The organism is Pseudomonas sp. GQ91, assembly GCF_059758795.1.
Map to the genome: position 1 here is coordinate 23,329 of NZ_JCAXED010000019.1, position 18,100 is coordinate 41,428.

Consider the following 18,100-nt stretch of genomic DNA (forward strand, 5'->3'; position numbering starts at 1 on the left):
TCAACGATAACGCGTGCATTCTGGATAAACGCGGTGCCTTTGAGTTTTTCGCGAGCAAGCTCGCTCCTACATTGGAGTCCTGAAATTCTGTAGGACAATTCTGAACAATTGTCTTGATTCACCCCTTTTCATCCCCCCTTCAAGGATATTGCACTCCTGGAAAGCTTGGCCGGGTCATCAGACGCCGGCAGCCTGATGAGTGCTGTGCAGGTAAACAAATCGCTACAGCTTTCCGTGTAAGTAAGGAAGCTGACGATATGCTGCGTAACCTACCTCCCTCTGGTTCTGGCCGATTGCGTCTTTTGGTCGCCGCCGCTTTGCTGCTGCCCAGCCTGGCCCAGGCCGACCCTGCCTACGATTCGCTGATCCGCCAGGCTCGCACCGGCGACTATGCGCCTGCCCTCAACGTGCTGCGCCAATTGCCCGCCGAACGTCAGACGTCGGGGCAAGTCAGCGATCACCTGTTGATTGCCAGTTGGGCCCAGCAGGATGACGAGGTGCTCAAGGTCTATGAGACCCAGGGCCGCCAGCGCCAATTGACCACCCAGGCCTTGGCCACGGTGGCCCGCACTTATCGCAATCAACAGCGTTGGCAGCCCGCCGAGGCGCTGTATCGCCAGGCGCTGTCACGCGCGCCGAACGACCCGGACCTGCAACTGGGCCTGGTCCTGACCCTGGCCGACGGCGATAAAACCGCCGAAGCCGTGCAGCGTGCGCGGACTCTGGTCGCCGCCAGGCCGGACGATGCACAGCGGCGCATGGCGCTGGGCTACGCGCTGTCCCGTGCCGGCGCGACGTTCGACGCGCTGTTTGAGTTCGATCAAGCCTTTATCCGCGCCGGCAACCAGCCCGACGTGGTTCGTGAGTACCTGAGTGCCCTGCAACAGGCGCGCCTGCCGGAACCGGCGCTACGCCTGAGCGCCCGTCATCCCGGTCTGCTCGATCCGGTGACCCAGCGCCGCCTGGAAGGTGACCTGGCCGCCGAGCGTGTGCGCCTGGCCGAGTTTGCTTCGCGCAGTGAAAGCGAGCGTTATGTCGTGGCCGACCGCGCCCTTGAGGATTACGACCGACTGCTCGCCACCTGGACGCCGGACCCCAGCGCCCATGACGACGTGGTGCGCTGGCGCATCGACCGCCTGGGTGCGCTCAAGGCGCGGGTGCGTACCGCTGAAGTGATCCGCGAGTACGAGGTGTTGCAAAGCCAGGGCGTGCAATTGCCCACCTACGCACAGCGTTGGGTAGCGGCTTCCTACCTCGACCAACGCCAGCCGGAAAAGGCCACGCCGCTGTATCGTCAGGCGCTTGTCGCGCCGGATGCCGATCCTTCCCATCATGTTGCAGACAGCATGGCGTTGTTTTACGCCTTGCTGGAAAACGATCAGGTCAATGAAGCCCGTGCCGTTGCCGACACGCTGGCCAGCACACAAAAACCACGGGTGGAACTCAAAGGCTTGCCCGTGGGCAACCCCAACGATGCCTGGATGGACGCCCAGCAACTGGCGGCCCAGGCCGACACGTATGGCGCCGACCTGCCGGCCAGTGAAAAAAGCCTGGAAAACCTGGTGCGCCAGGCGCCCGGCAACATCGGCTTGCGGCTGGCCCAGGCCCAGATGTTCCGCGCCCGTGACTGGCCGCGCCGTTCCGAATACGCCCTCAAGGAAACCGAAGTCCAGGCACCACGGGACATTGGCCTGGAGGTTGCCCAAGGCCACAACGCCCTGGAACTGCAGGAGTGGCGCCAGCTCGATGTGCTCACCGATGATGTGGTCGCCCGCATGCCGGAAAACCAGCAGGTTCAACGTCTCAAGCGCCTGCGCGAGGTTCACGACATGGCCGAGCTGCGCGTCGAAGCCTACACCGGCAAAAGTCACGGCGGCGGCGCGGTGTCCGGCAGCCGCGACTGGGGTATCGAAACCCTGCTCTACAGCCCGCCCATCGATGAAGATTGGCGTGTGTTCGGTGGCATCGGTTACGCCACCGCCGACTTTGAAGAAGGCACCGGCCAACACCGCTGGCAGCGCCTGGGCGTAGAGCGACGCACCCGCGACATGACCCTGGAAGCCGAAGTCTCCAATCACTCTTATGGTTCTGGCTCCAAACAGGGCGCACGGCTGGCGATTGCCCGCGACATCAACGATCACTGGCAATACGGCGGTAGCCTCGACTACCTCTCGGCCAGCACGCCGTTGCGTGCGCTGAACGCCGACATCACCGCCAACGGCGGCAGCGCGTTTGTCCGCTGGCGCGCCAACGAAAGCCGCGAATGGAGGCTGGCCCTGAGCCCGTCGCATTTCAGCGACGGCAACGACCGCGTCGAAGCCTTGCTTACCGGTCGCGAAGGCGTCTACAGCGCGCCCGGTGTGCAAGTGGACCTGGGCCTGGAAGTCGGCGCCAGTCGTAACAGCAAGGAAGACACGCCGTACTTCAACCCCCGGTCGGACTTCAGCGTGCTGCCCACGGTGAACGTCAATCACGTGCTCTATCACCGCTATGAAACCCAGTGGAGTCAGCAGTTCCAGGTTGGCGCGGGTACGTACAGCCAGCGCGATTATTCCACCGGCGCCGTCGGCCTGGTCAGTTACGGCCAGCGCTATCGCTGGAACGACGTACTGGACACCGGCGCCAACCTGAGCTGGATCAATCGACCTTATGACGGTGAGCGCGAAAGTGATGTGCGCCTGATCGTCGACCTCACTTACCGCTTCTAGAAGAGTCCGATCATGACCGTCTTTTCCCGCTGCCTGTTGGCCCTGGGGTTTATGCTGAGCAGCGCTTGCGCCCAGCAACCCGCGCCTTTCATACCGCCCGCCGAACGGCCCACACCCGTGAATGAAGCGCCGTGGCCGAAGAACCATTTTCTCGGCATTGGCTACCACGACGTCGAGGACAGCGATCCCGACCAGGCGCTGGTGGCGGTGCGCACCGAACGCTTGATCGAACAATTGGCGTGGTTTCGGGAGAACGGCTATCAACCGGTCAGCGTCGACCAGATCATCGCCGCGCGTGCGGGCGGCCCGCAGTTGCCGGCCAAAGCCATCCTGCTCAGTTTCGATGACGGCTACTCGAGTTTCTACACTCGCGTGATGCCGATCCTGCGGGCCTACCAATGGCCCGCGCTGCTGGCGCCGGTAGGCAGTTGGGTCGACACACCGCTCAATCGGCCGGTGGATTTTGCCGGTAAACCACGTGCCCGCTCGGAATTCCTCACCTGGCAGCAAGTGCGTGAAGTGGCGCAATCGGGGCTGGTGGAAATCGCCGCCCACACCGACGCCAATCACACAGGCATCTTGGCCAACCCCCAGGGCAACCTGCAACCGGCCGCCACCACCCGACGCTTTGATGCAAGCACCGGGCGCTATGAAACCGAAGCGCAATTCCAGGCGCGGATACGCACCGATGTGACGGCCATTTCCGACAAGATCCGGGCGGTCACCGGCAAGGCGCCGCGGGTATGGGTCTGGCCCTATGGTGAGGCCGATGGCACCTCGTTGGCCGTGGTGGGTGAGCAGGGTTATCAGATGGCCCTGACCCTGCAAGATGGTCTCGACAGCCTCGACAACCTGATGAGCAGCCCGCGCTTTTTGGTGGCCTCCGATCCGGACGGCGAGCAATTCGCCAACAGCATGGTCGCGGTGCAGACACCGGCGCCGATGCGCGTGCTGCATGTGGACCTGGATTACGTCTACGACGCCGACAAGGCCCAGGAAGCGCGCAACCTCGACAAGCTGGTCCAGCGCGTAGTGGACATGGGCGCCGACACCGTGTTTCTGCAAGCCTTTGCCGATCCCAAGGGCGACGGCCTGGTGCATTCGCTGTACTTCCCCAACCGGCATTTGCCGATGCGCGCCGACCTGTTCAATCGCGTCAGTTGGCAACTGCGCACCCGTGCCCACGTGAAGGTCTTCGCCTGGATGCCGGTGCTCAGTTTCGCCCTCGATGCCAAGCTGCCCCGCGTCACTCGCTGGGACCCGCAGACGGGCAAGATCGCCATCGACCCGGACCAATACCAGCGTCTGTCACCGTTCGATCCGCAGGTACGGCAAGTGATTGGCGAGATCTACCAGGACCTGGCGCGCACCAGCGCCATCGACGGCGTGTTGTTTCACGATGACGCGGTGTTCTCGGACTTTGAAGATGCCAGCCCCGCGGCGCTCAAGGTCTACGCGGCCAACGGCCTGCCCGCCACCCTCGAGGCGCTGCGCGCCGAGCCTGAAGTGATGCAGCGCTGGACCCGTTTCAAGAGTCGCTACCTGATTGACTTCACCCATGAACTGACCGCCAAGGTCCGCACCCTGCGCGGTCCGCAAGTACAGACCGCGCGCAACATCTTCGCCGAGCCGATGCTTAACCCGGCCAGTGAGGCCTGGTTCGCGCAGAACCTCGACGACTTCCTGCAGAACTACGACTGGACCGCGCCCATGGCCATGCCGCTGATGGAAGGTCAGTCGCTCGAGGAATCCAATGCCTGGCTGGAAAAACTCGTGGGCACCGTCAAGGCCCGTCCGGGTGCCTTGCAACGCACGGTCTTCGAACTGCAAGCCAAGGACTGGCACGCGCCCTCCGCACCGGATCTGGACGCTGCGCAAATGGCCGAATGGATGGGCGTGCTCAAGCGTCAGGGCGTCAACAATTTTGGCTACTACCCCGACAACTTCCTGGAGAATTCGCCGGATCTGAACACCGTGCGTCCGGCCCTTTCCAACAAATGGAATCCTTGACTCATGTTCGACAGAATCCTTGCGTTACTCGTGCTGGCACTGGTGTTGGGTGTGCCCCTTGGCCTGATCTTCCTGGTCACCGGGCAGTTCCTGATGGACTTCGTGTTTTTCTATCCGCTGTTCATGTCCGCGCTGTGGATTGCCGGCGGTGTGTATTTCTGGCTGCACTGGGAGCGCCACTGGCCGTGGGCCGATGACACACCGGCGCCGGTGCTCAAGGGCGATCCGCTGATCTCGATCCTGATCCCTTGCTACAACGAAGGCGATAACGCCGCCGACACCATCGGCGCCGCATTGGCCCAGCAGTATCGCAACCTCGAAGTGATCGCGATCAACGATGGTTCCAGCGACAACACCGCCGCCGTGCTCGATGCCCTGGCCCTGAAGGAGCCGCGCCTGCGCGTGCTGCACCTGGCGCAAAACCAGGGCAAGGCCGTGGCCCTGCGCATGGGTGCGGTGGCGGCTCACAGCGATTACCTGGTGTGCATCGACGGTGATGCCTTGCTCGACCGCAACGCGGCGGCCTACCTGGTGGCGCCGATGCTCGACAACCCACGGCTCGGCGCGGTCACCGGCAACCCGCGCGTCCGTACGCGCTCGACCTTGATCGGTCGGGTGCAGGTGGGTGAGTTCTCTTCGATCATTGGCTTGATCAAGCGCACCCAACGCGTGTTCGGGCGGATCTTCACCGTTTCCGGCGTGGTGGTGGCGTTTCGGCGGGCGGCCCTGGACCGGGTCGACTACTGGAGCACCGACATGATCACCGAAGACATCGACGTCAGCTGGAAGCTGCAACTGGATCACTGGAGCATCTTCTACGAACCGCGCGCGCTGTGCTGGATCCTCATGCCGGAAACCCTCGGCGGCCTGTGGAAGCAGCGCTTGCGCTGGGCCCAGGGCGGCGCCGAAGTGTTGTTCAAGAACATCCGTGGCATCTGGCAATGGCGTCACCGCTACCTGTGGCCGCTGTTGTTCGAATACTGCCTGTCCACCGGCTGGGCCTTCACCTTTCTGTTGTCGGTGATCTTCTGGGGCATGGGCAAAGTGGTGCCGATGCCCGAGGCCATTGCCGTCGATTCGCTGATGCCGCCGGCTTTCACCGGCTTGTTGCTGGCGGTGGTGTGCCTGGTGCAGTTCGCCGTGAGCATCATGATTGATCGTCGGTATGAACGCGACCTGTGGAAAACCCTGTTCTGGACCATCTGGTACCCGCTGGTGTTCTGGCTGGTGAGCTTGTTCACCACCCTGGTCAGCTTTCCCAAAGTGTTGTTCCGCCAACATCAAAAACGCGCGCGCTGGGTCAGCCCGGATCGCGGCATCAAAGCCCCCGGCAAGGAAATCAACCCATGAACCTGATCCGAACTTCCCAGCGCCCGGTGATGCGCGCCATCGACATCGTACTGACCTTGCTGGCCTGGGCCGGGCTGATAGTGCTGCTAGTGCGCGGCCTGGTGCCGATGCTCGACACCCACGGCGGGCCGCGCATCGACGCGCCGATATTTGCGGCGCTGCACACCTTGCAGATCTACCTGTGGATCGCTTTGGTCAACGCCGCGCTGCTGATCGGCTGGGCGCGTTATCAACAGCGGCGTGGCAAACACTTTGCCCAGCGGCGTTCAGCCGCCAAGGCCTTGAGCGACCAGCGCCTGAGTGACAGTTTCAACCTCGGCGAGGGCGATCTGGAACAACTGCGTCGGCCGGGGGTATTGGTGATTCATAACGACCATGAGGGTGGCGTGCAGGAAGTGAACGCGCACGTGTCCCTGAATGTGCGGTGGCCACGCTTGAAAGGGGTGGAGCGGGTGTAAACGCTCTCACGAAAAGAGGCGATCAATGGATTCCTGGGAATGCGATCCAGGTCACAAAACGCCGGCGAACTTTTCGGGTTATTTGGCTACTAACCTCACGCAGTAGCACTTTGATAGCGAAGTAGTGGCGTTTTAAAGTGCTGCCGAAAACTGTTTCAAAACTGATACCGCTTGTCGGAAGAAAAATCAAAAGTGCAAGTGTTTAATCATTGCTTATTTTGATATTTGTTATTTATCAATAGCTTGGCTGCATATTGTTGAGTGTTTCCAACGAGTACAAAACTTTGGCTCGCTGGAAGTTAGATGTTAGTTTGCCGCCCCTTGTCATTCGATGGATCGAACATGTTTTTTTTAGTGCCATGGACTCGGTATTCACTGGGCCTTACTCTGCTCGCCTGCTTCGCGCTAAACAGCGCGATGGCCGCGACCACGCCCGGCGATCAAGACCTGATCCGCGACCGGCAAAATCGCCTGCTGGAAGAGCAGCAACGACGCCTTGAAGAACTCAAGAACCTGCCCGGTAAACAGGCCGAACCTGCCGCTCCCGCTGCGCCAGTGGATACTCGTTGCTTCCCCATCAAGACCATCGAACTCACGGGCGCCGACAGCCTGTCCGCCGCTGATCGCGAGCGTCTGCTCAAGCCTTACATCGACCAGTGCCTGGGCGTGTCCCAGCTCAATGCACTCCTCAAGGCGATCACCGATTACTACATCGACAAAGGCATGGTCACCAGTCGGGCCTACTTGCCACAACAGGACATGTCCAAGGGGCACCTGAGCGTGCTGGTGGTGGAAGGCAAGCTCGAAGGCCTGAAAGGTGCCGAGGGCAGCAAGATCACCGACCGCCAACTGGCAATGGCCTTTCCGGGCCGGGTTGGCGAACACCTCAACCTGCGGGAAATCGAGCAACTGGTGGACCAGTTGAACCGCCTGCCGTCGAACCAGGCGCAAATGGAGTTGGCCCCCGGTAGCCAGGTCGGCGACAGCGTGGTGCTGGTCAAGAACGCCCCGCAAAAACCCTGGCGCGCCAGCCTGTCGCGTAACAATGACGGGCAGAAAAGCACCGGCGAGCAGCAGTGGGGCACCGGCCTGGAGTGGGATAACCCGCTGGGCCTGGCCGATCAACTGATGCTGCGCGGCGGCCACGATGCCCTCAGCGATCATCGGAAAACCTCGAAAAGCACGATGTTCTACTACAACCTGCCATGGGGCTGGTGGAACTTCAGCTACAGCTACAACCAGAGCGAAAACCGCTCGGTGGTACAGGCTGATAGCTATGACTTCAAACAACGCGGCGACAACCAGACTCACCAACTGCGCGCCGAACGCGTGATCCATCGCGACGCGTTGAGCAAAACCTCGATCAATGCCGGTCTCTCGCACCTGCGCACCAACACCTACATCGACGACACCCGTCTGGACGTCAGCAGCCATCGTCTGAGTGAGCTGCAACTGGGCCTCAACCATGGCCGGCGGGTGGGCAGCGCCTACGTCAACGTCGACCTCGGCGTGCAGAACGGCATCGGTGCCTTCGATGCCCAGGCTCAAGAAGAGCGTGGCGAACAGGGTAGTCGGCAACCCAATGCGCGCTATCGCAAATACACCGCCACCGTCAGCTACCTGCAGCCCTTCACGTTGTGGGGCGAGTCCTTCACCTTCACCAGCCTGGCCACCGGGCAACGCAGTGAAGACATCCTGTTCAGCCCGCAGCGCATGAGCCTTGGCGGCTCGTCGTCGATCCGTGGTTTCAAGGATCAGCAACTGACCGGCGACAGCGGTGGCTACTGGCGCAACGACCTGCGCTGGTCACGCCCGGTGACCTGGGCCTGGCTGCGCCCGGCCTTCGGTGAGTACGGCGCCAGCGTCGGTTACGACCAGGGTGTGATCCGCAATGACCGCTACAACGGCGAAGTGCATGGCCGGGTCTCGAGCAACTCCCTGGAGTTGTTTGCCCGGGGCAAATACGTCAGCACCAGCGTGACGTTTGCCCACTCGCTGGAACGCCCGGCCGTGATGGCCGATAGAGAAGCGCCGGTGTACTTCCGGATGGACTTCTTCCTTTAATTCAACGCCTGGTTGCATCGAGAGTTTGAAATGGACGTTCGCCAATTTGCCTTCCTGGTTCGCCAGCCTTCTGCCACCCTGAAAAACCGTGATGCGTTCTGGGGCCTGCCCAAGCGCGGGGTCGCGCTGATTCTGGCGAACGCCATGTTCTGGCAGCCGTTGCTGGTTCAGGCCGACGGCATCGTGGTCAGCGGTCCGGGTACAACGCTCGGGCAGGCGGGCAATGGCGTGCCGGTGGTGAACATCGCCACACCGAATGGCAGCGGCTTGTCCCACAACAAATTCAAGGACTACAACGTCGGCGCCAACGGCGTGATCCTCAACAACGCCAGCGGCCGCACCCAATCGACGCAACTGGGCGGGATCATCCTCGGTAACCCCAACCTCAAGGGCGGCGCCGCCAATATCATCCTCAACGAAGTCAACGGCGGCAGCCCCAGCCAACTGCGTGGCTACACTGAAGTGGCGGGCCAGTCGGCCAAGGTCATCGTTGCCAACCCGTATGGCGTGACCTGCAACGGCTGCGGCTTCATCAACACCCCCAACGTCACCCTGACCACCGGCAAACCCATCCTCGATAACGGCCGCCTGGACCGTTACCAGGTCGATGGCGGCGCAGTTACCATCGACGGCCAGGGCCTCAACGCGAGCAATGTCGACCGCTTCGAAATCATCACCCGCTCGGCCAAGATCAACGCGCAGATCAATGCGCGCAACCTGACCGTGATCGCCGGGCGCAACGACGTCAACGCCCAAAACCTGAAAACCACCGCCCGCGCCGACGACGGCAGCGCCAAACCGGAACTGGCAATCGACTCCTCGGCACTGGGCGGCATGTACGCCGGCGCGATCAAGCTGGTGGGCACCGAAGCCGGCGTGGGCGTGAAGCTGGATGGCACGCTGGCAGCGAGTGGTGGGGATATTCAGCTGGATGCGAATGGGCGGTTGAGTATGGCGCAGGCGGCGGCTACCGGAAATCTCAAGGTCACCGCCCAAAGCGTCAACCTGACGGACAAGGCTTACGCTACTGGCAATGTCGAAGTGCACAGCGCCACAGAATTGGTGAATCGCAAGAGCCTGGCCGCGGGTCAACGCATTGAGATCAACGCGGTCAAAGTTACCAATGCCGGAGTTATCGAAGCGGGCGTTGAGGCAGATAACAGACGCAATGCCACTGGTGACCTGGTGGTTAACGCGCAAACGATGGATACCCGTGGCAGCGTGTTGGCCAGCCGCGCGGTAACACTCAATGCGACGCAAGAACTGAACAACCAGAGCGGCGTGATTCAGGCTAAGGCTGTCAATCTCACCAGCGCCAAACTGACTAACCAGGGGGCGGCTGCGCGGGTGTATGGCGAGCAGACGCTGATGATCGGGGCACCGGCGATTCTCAACCTTGGCGGTTTGATTCGTTTTGGCGCCGACCAAGCCGCGAGTTTGCAAACCGATTCTCTGGATAACCGCCAAGGCCATATCGAAGTCGCAGGCGGTAGCCTGGACCTCAACACCCGCACGCTGAACAACCAGGGTGGGCAAATCATCGCCGGCAGCCTGGGGGTGACGGCAACTTCGGTAGACAACCAGTCCGGCCTGTTGGCCGCGAGTTTGGGAGATGCGCAGCTTTCCATCAGCGCTACCTTGGACAACCGTCAAGGCAAGGTGCAGGCTGGAAAAGGACTGACCACTCAAAGCGGCGACCTGCTGAACCAGAACGGCGTGCTTGTCGCCGACGCTGTGACGCTCAATGCGACCAATCTGGACAACAGCGCCCAGGGTTTGATCAGTGCTGAAAAAGGCGCTCTCAAGCTGACAGTCAGCAACGCGTTCAACAACAATCTGGGTAATGCCCAGGCCAGCACCGCACTGAATGTCACGGCCGCCAGCCTCGCCAACCAAGGCGGCACTCTGCTCGGTCAAAACCTGCAGCTCAACAGCCTTGGGTTGTTCGACAACCGCGGGGGCACGATTACCGGTGATCAACTGACCGTCGTCAGTCAAAACCTGAACAATACCGAAGGTTTGTTGCAAGGCCGTGAGCTGCTGAGTGTGACCGCAAGCGACTTGGCCAACCAAAACGGAAAGCTGGTAGGCGGCATACTGGACGCTAACCTCGGCAGCCTCAGCGATAACGACAAGGGGGTGCTCAGTGCCGAAACCGGCACACTGACCTTGGCCGTGGCCCAGCAACTGAACAATGCCCAAGGGCGTTTACAGGCCGGGCACGGTGATATCGATCTGCAAGCAGCCGGCCTGGACAACCAGGGCGGCGTGGTCGTCGGTAAAAAACTGCTGCTCAAGATGGACAACGGGCATATCGACAACCGGGCCGGACGCATGGTCGGTGACCAGTTGGACGTGCTTGCCGCCAGCCTCGATAACCGCAACGCTGGCATGTTGGCCGCTGGCGCGCAGGGTGTGAGCCTGGTACTCAGGGACCAATTGCTCAATGCCCAGGGCCGGGTTCAGAGTGACGGTCGCTTATATTTGCAGGGCGAGCGGCTGGATAACGGCGCTGGCATCCTGCTGGGTGGTACCGTCGACGTCACCGCCCGCAACCTCGACAACAGCAACGCGGGCGCACTGGTCAGCAATGGCGGCGACATTACACTCAACGTCAGCGAACTGTTGACGAATGCCAGCGGCGTGATCGATGCCGGCGAGCGCAGTGTTCTCGTCAAGGCGTTAACCACCCTCGACAACCAGAATGGCACCCTAAAGGGCAAGCACCTCGACATCGCGGCGCAACGCGTCAACAACGACAAAGGTCAATTGCTGGCGGGCAATCTGGGTTTGATTTATACCGGCCAGAGCTTGACCAACCGCCAAGGCATGATCCTCAGCAACGGTGCGGCCACTCAACTGAACGTCGGCAGCCTCAGCAACCAGGGCGGCACGGTGCAAGGCGACAGCCTGAGTGTCACGGGCGACAGCCTCGACAATAGCCACGATGGTACCAAGGCCGGCTTGATGGCCAGCCTGCTGGGCGACCTGCAACTGACCGTCGAGTCTGTGATCAATCGCGGCGGCAGGTTGTTCGGCAAAGAGCAATTGACCGTCAACGGCGCTACCCTCGAGAACAGCGCCAACGGCCAGATCAGCGGCAGTCAGCTCAAGCTGACTTCAGGTGGCCAGATGATCAACCAGGGCGGCCTGATTGAAGCTACCCAAGGCCTGACGGTGAGCGGTGGCAGCCTCGACAACAGCGCCGGCGGGAAACTGCGAGCACTGTCGGGCGCTAGCAGCACACTGAGCTTCACTGGCGAGGTTAACAACCAGAATGGCATTCTCGAATTCGCTAGCCAGGCCTTCACGCTCAGCGCATCCCATCTGAATAACCAATCCGGTCAACTCCAACATGCCGGTAGCGGCCTGTTCAGCATCAATACCAGCAGTCTCGCTGGCAGCCAAGGCACGATTAATGGGTTGGGCAGTGCCAACTGGGCATTTGGGAACATCAATGGCCTCGGTCGCCTGCAGCTCAACGATACGTTGCGTTACACCAGTACTCAGGGGCTGACCCTTAAGGCTGGCGACCGCATGGCCAGCGGCAAGGGTTTGATCCTCGAAGTCGCTAGCCTCGACAACGGCGGTGAACTGCTCAGCGATGGCGACTTGAGCATCACGCTGAGTGGCGATATGACCAACAGCGGCCGCCTCTCCGCCCAGCAGAAACTGACGCTTGTCGCCAACAACCTGACTCAGAATGGCGGCCGACTGGCCAGCGGCACCACCACCCGTATCACGCTCGGCGGTACTCTGGATAACCTCGGTTACCTCACAGCTCGCCAGCAACTCGATATTGCCGCTGCGCAGATCAACAACCGTGGGACTCTCGGATCGCAAGGCCAGGTCACCCTCGCGGCTGTCAACGGCATCAACAATGCCGCAGATACCCTGTTGTTCAGCGGCGGCGCCATGATGATGCGGGCCAATGGCTTCAGCAACCTGTACGGCGACGTCTACAGCAAGGGTAATCTCAATTTCACCGGGGCGGACGGTGGACGTGCGGTGATGTTCAGCAACCTTTCCGGCACCGTCGAAAGTGAAGGCGCAATTGCCATCAACGCCGGGTTCATCGAGAACGCCAAAGCCGAATTTGAACTGGGCCAGACCCTCACCACGGGTAGCCTGAGCTGGGTCTGCGGACAACACTGCAACGAGAAAGACTCGTGGCGCCGTGGCGTGATCACTATCAACCAGACCTACAGCGAAACGGCGATCAAGGATTCAGTCTCGGCGCGCCTGGTTTCCGGTCAGGACATGACCCTGCAGGGCGACAATGTCCAGAATCGCTATAGCCTGCTGGCTGCAAACGGCAACCTCGCTATCACGGCCAACGACCTGCTTAACCAAGGAGCCGGACAACGCACTGGGCAGCAGAAAATCGTATTTGGTACCCCTGGGCACGTCGATAAAAATCTGTGGGAGCGCATGGAGTACGTTGATGTTCCTGCTTTCAATAAAGCCACCGCAGCCGGGAACTTTGATAAGGCACGCTTTGAAACACTGAAGGCGTTGTCGCCCAACAGCTTGCCGTTTTTGCAAGTCAGCGACGTCACCACGTGGACCGAAAATGGCGAGCCGGCCTACGCGGCTACCCTGCAAGCCGGTGGCAGCGTCAACCTCAACGTTGCGCGGACCTTGCAAAACGGCACGCTGCATGAAAACACTCTGGCGCAGCTGACCGGTACCTTGGGTGATGACCAGACCGGTATCCCGGTCGGTGGCATCAACATCAATCTCAGCCAGCAAGCGAGTGACGCCAGTGCTCAGGCGCCCGCCACAGTCAAACGAGTGGAACACATCGCCGCCGACGGCAGCACGGTGGTCAGCTTCGTCCCTGTGGACTACACCGGCGTGCCTTTTGCCCCGGTGGACCCCACGGCCGCGCCGAACTTCCAGTTGCCCAAAGGCGACTACGGCCTGTTCATCAAAAATATCGACCCGAGCAGCCATTACCTGATCGAAACCAACCCTAACCTTACGACGCTGTCGGGCTTCTTCAGTTCTGACTACTTGCTCGGCAAGCTCGGCTACGATCCCGATGAAGCATGGCGCCGTTTGGGCGACGGCCAGTATGAGTCCCGTTTGATTCGCGATGCGGTGCTGGCGCAGACCGGCCAACGCTTTCTCGCAGCCGGCCTGTCCAGTGACTACGACCAGTTCCGCTACCTGATGGACAACGCGCTCGCCAGCAAAGACGCCCTACGTCTGAGTGTCGGCGTAACCTTAACCGAGCAGCAAGTCAGTGCCCTGACACACGACATCGTGTGGATGGAAAACCGCGTGGTCGATGGCCAGACGGTGCTGGTGCCGGTGCTATACCTGGCCGACGCCGATGCCCGTAATGTGCGTGGCAACAGCCTGATTCAAGGTCGCGACCTCAATCTGATTACTGGCGGCGATCTGGTAAACGTGGGCACTTTGCGCGCTAGCAACAATCTGACCGCAGTCAGCAGCGGCAGTATTTACACCGGCGGCCTGGCCGAGGCCGGCAACAACCTCAGCCTGCTGGCCCAGAACAGCATCCGCAACGCCATGGCTGGCGAAATCCGCGGCAAGCAAGTCAGTCTGACCGCCCTCAAAGGTGACTTCACCAACGACAGCACCGCTATCCAGGTTCGCGACGGTGCTGGTATGCGCACCCTTACCGACACCAGCGCTGGCACCATCGTCGCCCGCGAAAACCTCGCTATCGATGCCGGCCGCGACTTTACCAACCGAGGTGCCATCACTGCTGGTGGCGACGCCAGCCTGACGGCCGGTCGTGACCTCAACCTGCTGGCTGTCAGCGATACCAGTGTGAAACACGAGCTCAGCGACGGCGGCGAAAAAACCAGCATCACCACCGACGTGAAAAACCTCGCTGCCAGCGTTACGGCAGGCGGTAGCCTCAACATGAAAGCGGGGCAAGACATCAACGTGGTCGGCAGCACCGCGACCGCCGGCAAAGACCTCAACATCCAGGCCGCGCGCGATCTGAACATCGCGTCGGTCAGTGATGAGCACAATGTCGAAGGCAAGGAGAAGGACGGCAAGAAACGCATCAAGACTGCGGATGAACAGACCACGCAAGTGGCGAGCGTGTTGACGGCGGGCGGTAACTTTACCAGCCAGGCAGGGCGCGATACGACGATTGTGGCGAGCAAGATCAGTGCGGGGAATGAGGCCTATTTGTACAGCGGGGAGAGGTTGAACCTGCTGGCTGCGCAGAACAGTATGCGCACGTTGTATGACATGAAGAAAAACAGTGGTTGGGGCTCCAAAAAGACCCAACGTGACGAAGTATCCCGTATCACCAATGTCGGTACCGAAATCAAGACTGGCGGCGATCTGACACTCAAAAGTGGCGGCGACCAGACCTTCCAACTCGCCAAGCTGCAAAGTGGCAAGGACATCATCCTCGACAGCAGTGGAGTCATCACCTTTGAAGCGGTGAAAGACCTGCATCAGGAGAGCCACGAGAAGAGCAATAACAACGCGTTCTGGATGTCCTCCAAAGGCAAGGGCAACACTGACGAAACACTGCGCCAGAGCCAGCTAATCGCCGAAGGCAGCATCGCGATCAAGGCCGTGGAAGGCCTGAAAATCGACGTCAAGCAGGTCAATCAACAGACCGTCAGCCAATCCATCGACGCGATGGTCAAGGCGGACCCGCAACTGGCCTGGATCAAGGACGCTGAAGCTCGGGGCGATGTTGATTGGAGGCAGGTCAAGGAAATCCACGACAGCTTCAAGTACAGCAACTCGGGGTTGGGGCCGGCTTCGCAGATCATTATTGCGATTGTGATGGCGGCGGTGGTTGGGCCGATGGCGGCAGGCGCAATGGGCACCGCTACTGGAGGCATGGTTGCTGCCGGAACCATTTCCGTAGAAACGGCAGCCGGCATATCAGCTGCGGCGGGTGCCGTTGCAGCAGGAGCTGCGACCAATGCAACCGTAAGCGTTGTTAATAATCGAGGCAATCTGGGGGCCGTGTTCAAGGACGTGACCTCTTCGGATGCGATGAAGGGGTACGTAATTGCGGGGGCGACAGCAGGCCTGACCGCTGCTTATTTCGATGGTTGGACCGGTACCAAAACTGAGTACGGAACCGGAAACATCACGTCTCCGCCTTTGAATACATGGACTGGGGCTGGCCAGTTTGCTGCGAGTCAGACGTTGCAGAACGGCACGTCCATGCTTCTTGGCAAGGCCCTGGGGCAGGGTGAAAGTGGCAGTGACGCACTCAAAAGCGCGTTATTCAATACGCTGGCGGCGGTCAGCTTTAATGCCGTTGGGGACTATACAAAAGGGCGTTTGACCGACGGTTATCCGCCGAAAATCATTGTGCATGCAATGGTGGGTGGTTTGCTTGCAGAGGCCACAGGGGGCGATTTCAAAACTGGAGCTTTGGCAGCCGGGATCAATGAAGCTGTAGTTGGACACTTAAACACTCTAGTTGAAGGCAACAAGACCCTTCTCTCCATGAGCTCTCAAGTGGTAGGTGTGCTTGCTGCCGCCACGCAGCAGGATGCCAACGCTAAATCGTTGGAAAAGGGTGGCTGGGTGGCGAAAAATGCCACGCAGTACAACCATGCTCTTCACAAATCTCAAGCTGAAGCGTTGGATGAACAGCGACGCTTCCATCCTGAAAAAGCTGATCGTTTGAATGCAGCTGCCTGCGCGTTGGCGCGCTGTGCAGAGTCGATTCCGACTGACGATCCTATCTACGGTAGGTTCAAGACGCTTCAGGATAGCGGCGCTACTTATAGCGAGGAGATTGCACTGCTTCAAGCGACCGGCCAGTTTGGTGGGCGCAGTTGGAAAGATTGGAGCGACGACACACTCAATGCCCATGGCAAGGCCGTACAAGTCGTTGGTGCAAGCAAAGACACTGCCCTTGGCCTCACGGGGGGGGCCGCGGCATACGCGGGGATGTTGGTTTCGTCACCTGCATGTGTTGGCGTAGTTACCTGCGCCTTACCGGCCGGCCTTGGTGCACTGGGCACCACCTCAATGGTGGGTGCCTGGGATTCGGCCAGCCAAATTACGGCGGATTTCAAGTCTGAGGAACCCGGAAAAATTGCGGCTTCTTTTTATCCTGAAACTTTCCCCGGAGAGTCGAGTGCGACGTCTGACTTGGCAATCAGTGCGGCTAAATCGGCAGCGCTAGGCGCTTTATTCGGAGGCGCCGGTAAATATTTTAGCGGGAAATTAGCTGGAGAGGCTGCCAGCGCAACTGCTGCGAAAAAACTTCCAAGTCCTAGTAGAAGTGAGTTAGATCTTTCTAAAGTCGACGTTTTGACTATAAAGGATGCACGGAAACTGGATGGCGAAAATAGAGGCCTGATTTTTGTGCAGGAACCTCAAGGAGATTTTGCTAAACCTTTCGTAAAATTCGAAGCGGGTACGGCAGGAGCATTTTCAGAAGTTCTTTCGCAGCGTAAAGCAGTGCCGGCAATTAGATTTGACAATCCCAATCCTAACGGTAACAATTTTGTGAAATTTGATGGCGTAGAGGATGTTGGCGGTATCACACTGATTGATCGAAAAACGGCGCTAACTACATTTGATAAACAGATACAAAGCGTTCAGCGAGTGTCGGCAGCATTAAAGCAGAATCCGGGTGTTAAGGCAGTTTTTGAGTTTCCTAATCAAAAGGCAGCTGATAGGGCAACAGATATCCTTATTGAGCAAAACATCAGAAATATTTCCGTAAGGGTGGCACCTTAATGACTAAATATAAGCTTGAGTTTCGACATAGACCTAAAGTTTCAGAGTCTATCGAGGAGAGGCATAGTAATTTTTTTAAAGCCATAGGCGATTTAGACACTCCGTGGAATTTGAATGGCTCTCTTGAAGTCCCCTCTATTGGAGGCGAGTTAGTGACCTCAGTCTCCTTAGATAAATTACTTCCATCCGGCGTTAAAGGTCGAATTTCTTATGCTCTGCGTGATCAAAAATACTTAAAAGACGATGCGCAGTTTGATGATACGCTCTTTATTGAGTTTCCAGCCTCTAAAGTTGATTATTCAGGCTTGCTGAAGGTTGTTTTTCCTCGGTATATCAAGGCATTTAATTCCTATCGGTCAACTTTGCACGATTGGAGTATTACGAGAAATGATTGGCCCCTAGTGTTGGAAGCCTGTGAAGTTACAAAAAAAGACATTAATGGTAGAGATGGTATTTTTCGTATAAATGCTGCGAACTATTTCGATCGTGAACTATGTCTTCGCGCTTTTGAAAAAACTCCTGGGCAACTTGTTGAGTTGTTAAATGGTTATGTGGACGAAGTGCGAGAATTTGAAGGAGGGGTCTTGATTGTGATCAGTTATAGCCCGCTTTCCCCTGCCGAGTTAATCAGTGTGGGTGATCGCCTAAAAAAACTAATTTTTTGATTTTAGTTTAAAGTCAAGATAGGAAGTGAAAGGATTTTGCAAATGGTTTTCGAAGATGCGAAGAAAGGGGACCTGTTTAATTTTTCAGAAAAAAAGAGAAAAAAAGGGGACAGATTTATTTTTTTTGTTT

7 protein-coding genes are annotated in these 18,100 nt (G+C 59.0%); all 7 read left to right on the forward strand.

All coding sequences use genetic code 11. From position 1 onward, the window contains the following. Positions 1 to 257 precede the first annotated feature (257 nt). Entirely contained in the window at positions 258 to 2,708 is a 2,451-nt protein-coding gene (gene pgaA / locus AC6CIA_RS23685) for a poly-beta-1,6 N-acetyl-D-glucosamine export porin PgaA (protein WP_498315566.1), read from the forward strand. A gap of 12 nt (positions 2,709 to 2,720) precedes the next feature. Next, complete coding sequence (gene pgaB / locus AC6CIA_RS23690) at positions 2,721 to 4,718, forward strand: poly-beta-1,6-N-acetyl-D-glucosamine N-deacetylase PgaB (protein WP_498315567.1); 1,998 nt, start codon at positions 2,721 to 2,723, stop codon at positions 4,716 to 4,718. A 3-nt stretch (positions 4,719 to 4,721) separates the two neighbouring features. After that, a complete protein-coding gene (gene pgaC, locus AC6CIA_RS23695; RefSeq protein ID WP_498315568.1) occupies positions 4,722 to 6,068 on the forward strand; it encodes a poly-beta-1,6-N-acetyl-D-glucosamine synthase in 1,347 nt (448 codons plus the stop codon). Next, complete coding sequence (pgaD, locus tag AC6CIA_RS23700; protein WP_339533059.1) at positions 6,065 to 6,526, forward strand: poly-beta-1,6-N-acetyl-D-glucosamine biosynthesis protein PgaD; 462 nt, start codon at positions 6,065 to 6,067, stop codon at positions 6,524 to 6,526. The genes pgaC and pgaD overlap by 4 nt, the downstream gene beginning before the upstream one ends. Positions 6,527 to 6,868: 342 nt before the next feature. Next, positions 6,869 to 8,590: a ShlB/FhaC/HecB family hemolysin secretion/activation protein gene (locus tag AC6CIA_RS23705; protein WP_498315569.1), complete on the forward strand. Its 1,722-nt coding sequence runs from the start codon at positions 6,869 to 6,871 to the stop codon at positions 8,588 to 8,590. A 30-nt stretch (positions 8,591 to 8,620) separates the two neighbouring features. Continuing rightward, positions 8,621 to 17,305: a two-partner secretion domain-containing protein gene (locus tag AC6CIA_RS23710; protein WP_498315570.1), complete on the forward strand. Its 8,685-nt coding sequence runs from the start codon at positions 8,621 to 8,623 to the stop codon at positions 17,303 to 17,305. Then, positions 17,305 to 17,970 (forward strand): hypothetical protein, encoded by a 666-nt coding sequence (locus AC6CIA_RS23715; RefSeq protein ID WP_498315571.1) that lies wholly within the window; start codon positions 17,305 to 17,307, stop codon positions 17,968 to 17,970. The genes AC6CIA_RS23710 and AC6CIA_RS23715 overlap by 1 nt, the downstream gene beginning before the upstream one ends. The last annotated feature ends 130 nt before the right edge of the window (positions 17,971 to 18,100 follow it).

Coding starts and splice junctions, on each gene's coding strand:
- pgaA (WP_498315566.1), top strand. CDS start 258: ATGCTGCGTAACCTACCTCCCTCTGGTTCTGGCCGATTGCGTCTTTTG.
- pgaB (WP_498315567.1), top strand. CDS start 2,721: ATGACCGTCTTTTCCCGCTGCCTGTTGGCCCTGGGGTTTATGCTGAGC.
- pgaC (WP_498315568.1), top strand. CDS start 4,722: ATGTTCGACAGAATCCTTGCGTTACTCGTGCTGGCACTGGTGTTGGGT.
- pgaD (WP_339533059.1), top strand. CDS start 6,065: ATGAACCTGATCCGAACTTCCCAGCGCCCGGTGATGCGCGCCATCGAC.
- AC6CIA_RS23705 (WP_498315569.1), top strand. CDS start 6,869: ATGTTTTTTTTAGTGCCATGGACTCGGTATTCACTGGGCCTTACTCTG.
- AC6CIA_RS23710 (WP_498315570.1), top strand. CDS start 8,621: ATGGACGTTCGCCAATTTGCCTTCCTGGTTCGCCAGCCTTCTGCCACC.
- AC6CIA_RS23715 (WP_498315571.1), top strand. CDS start 17,305: ATGACTAAATATAAGCTTGAGTTTCGACATAGACCTAAAGTTTCAGAG.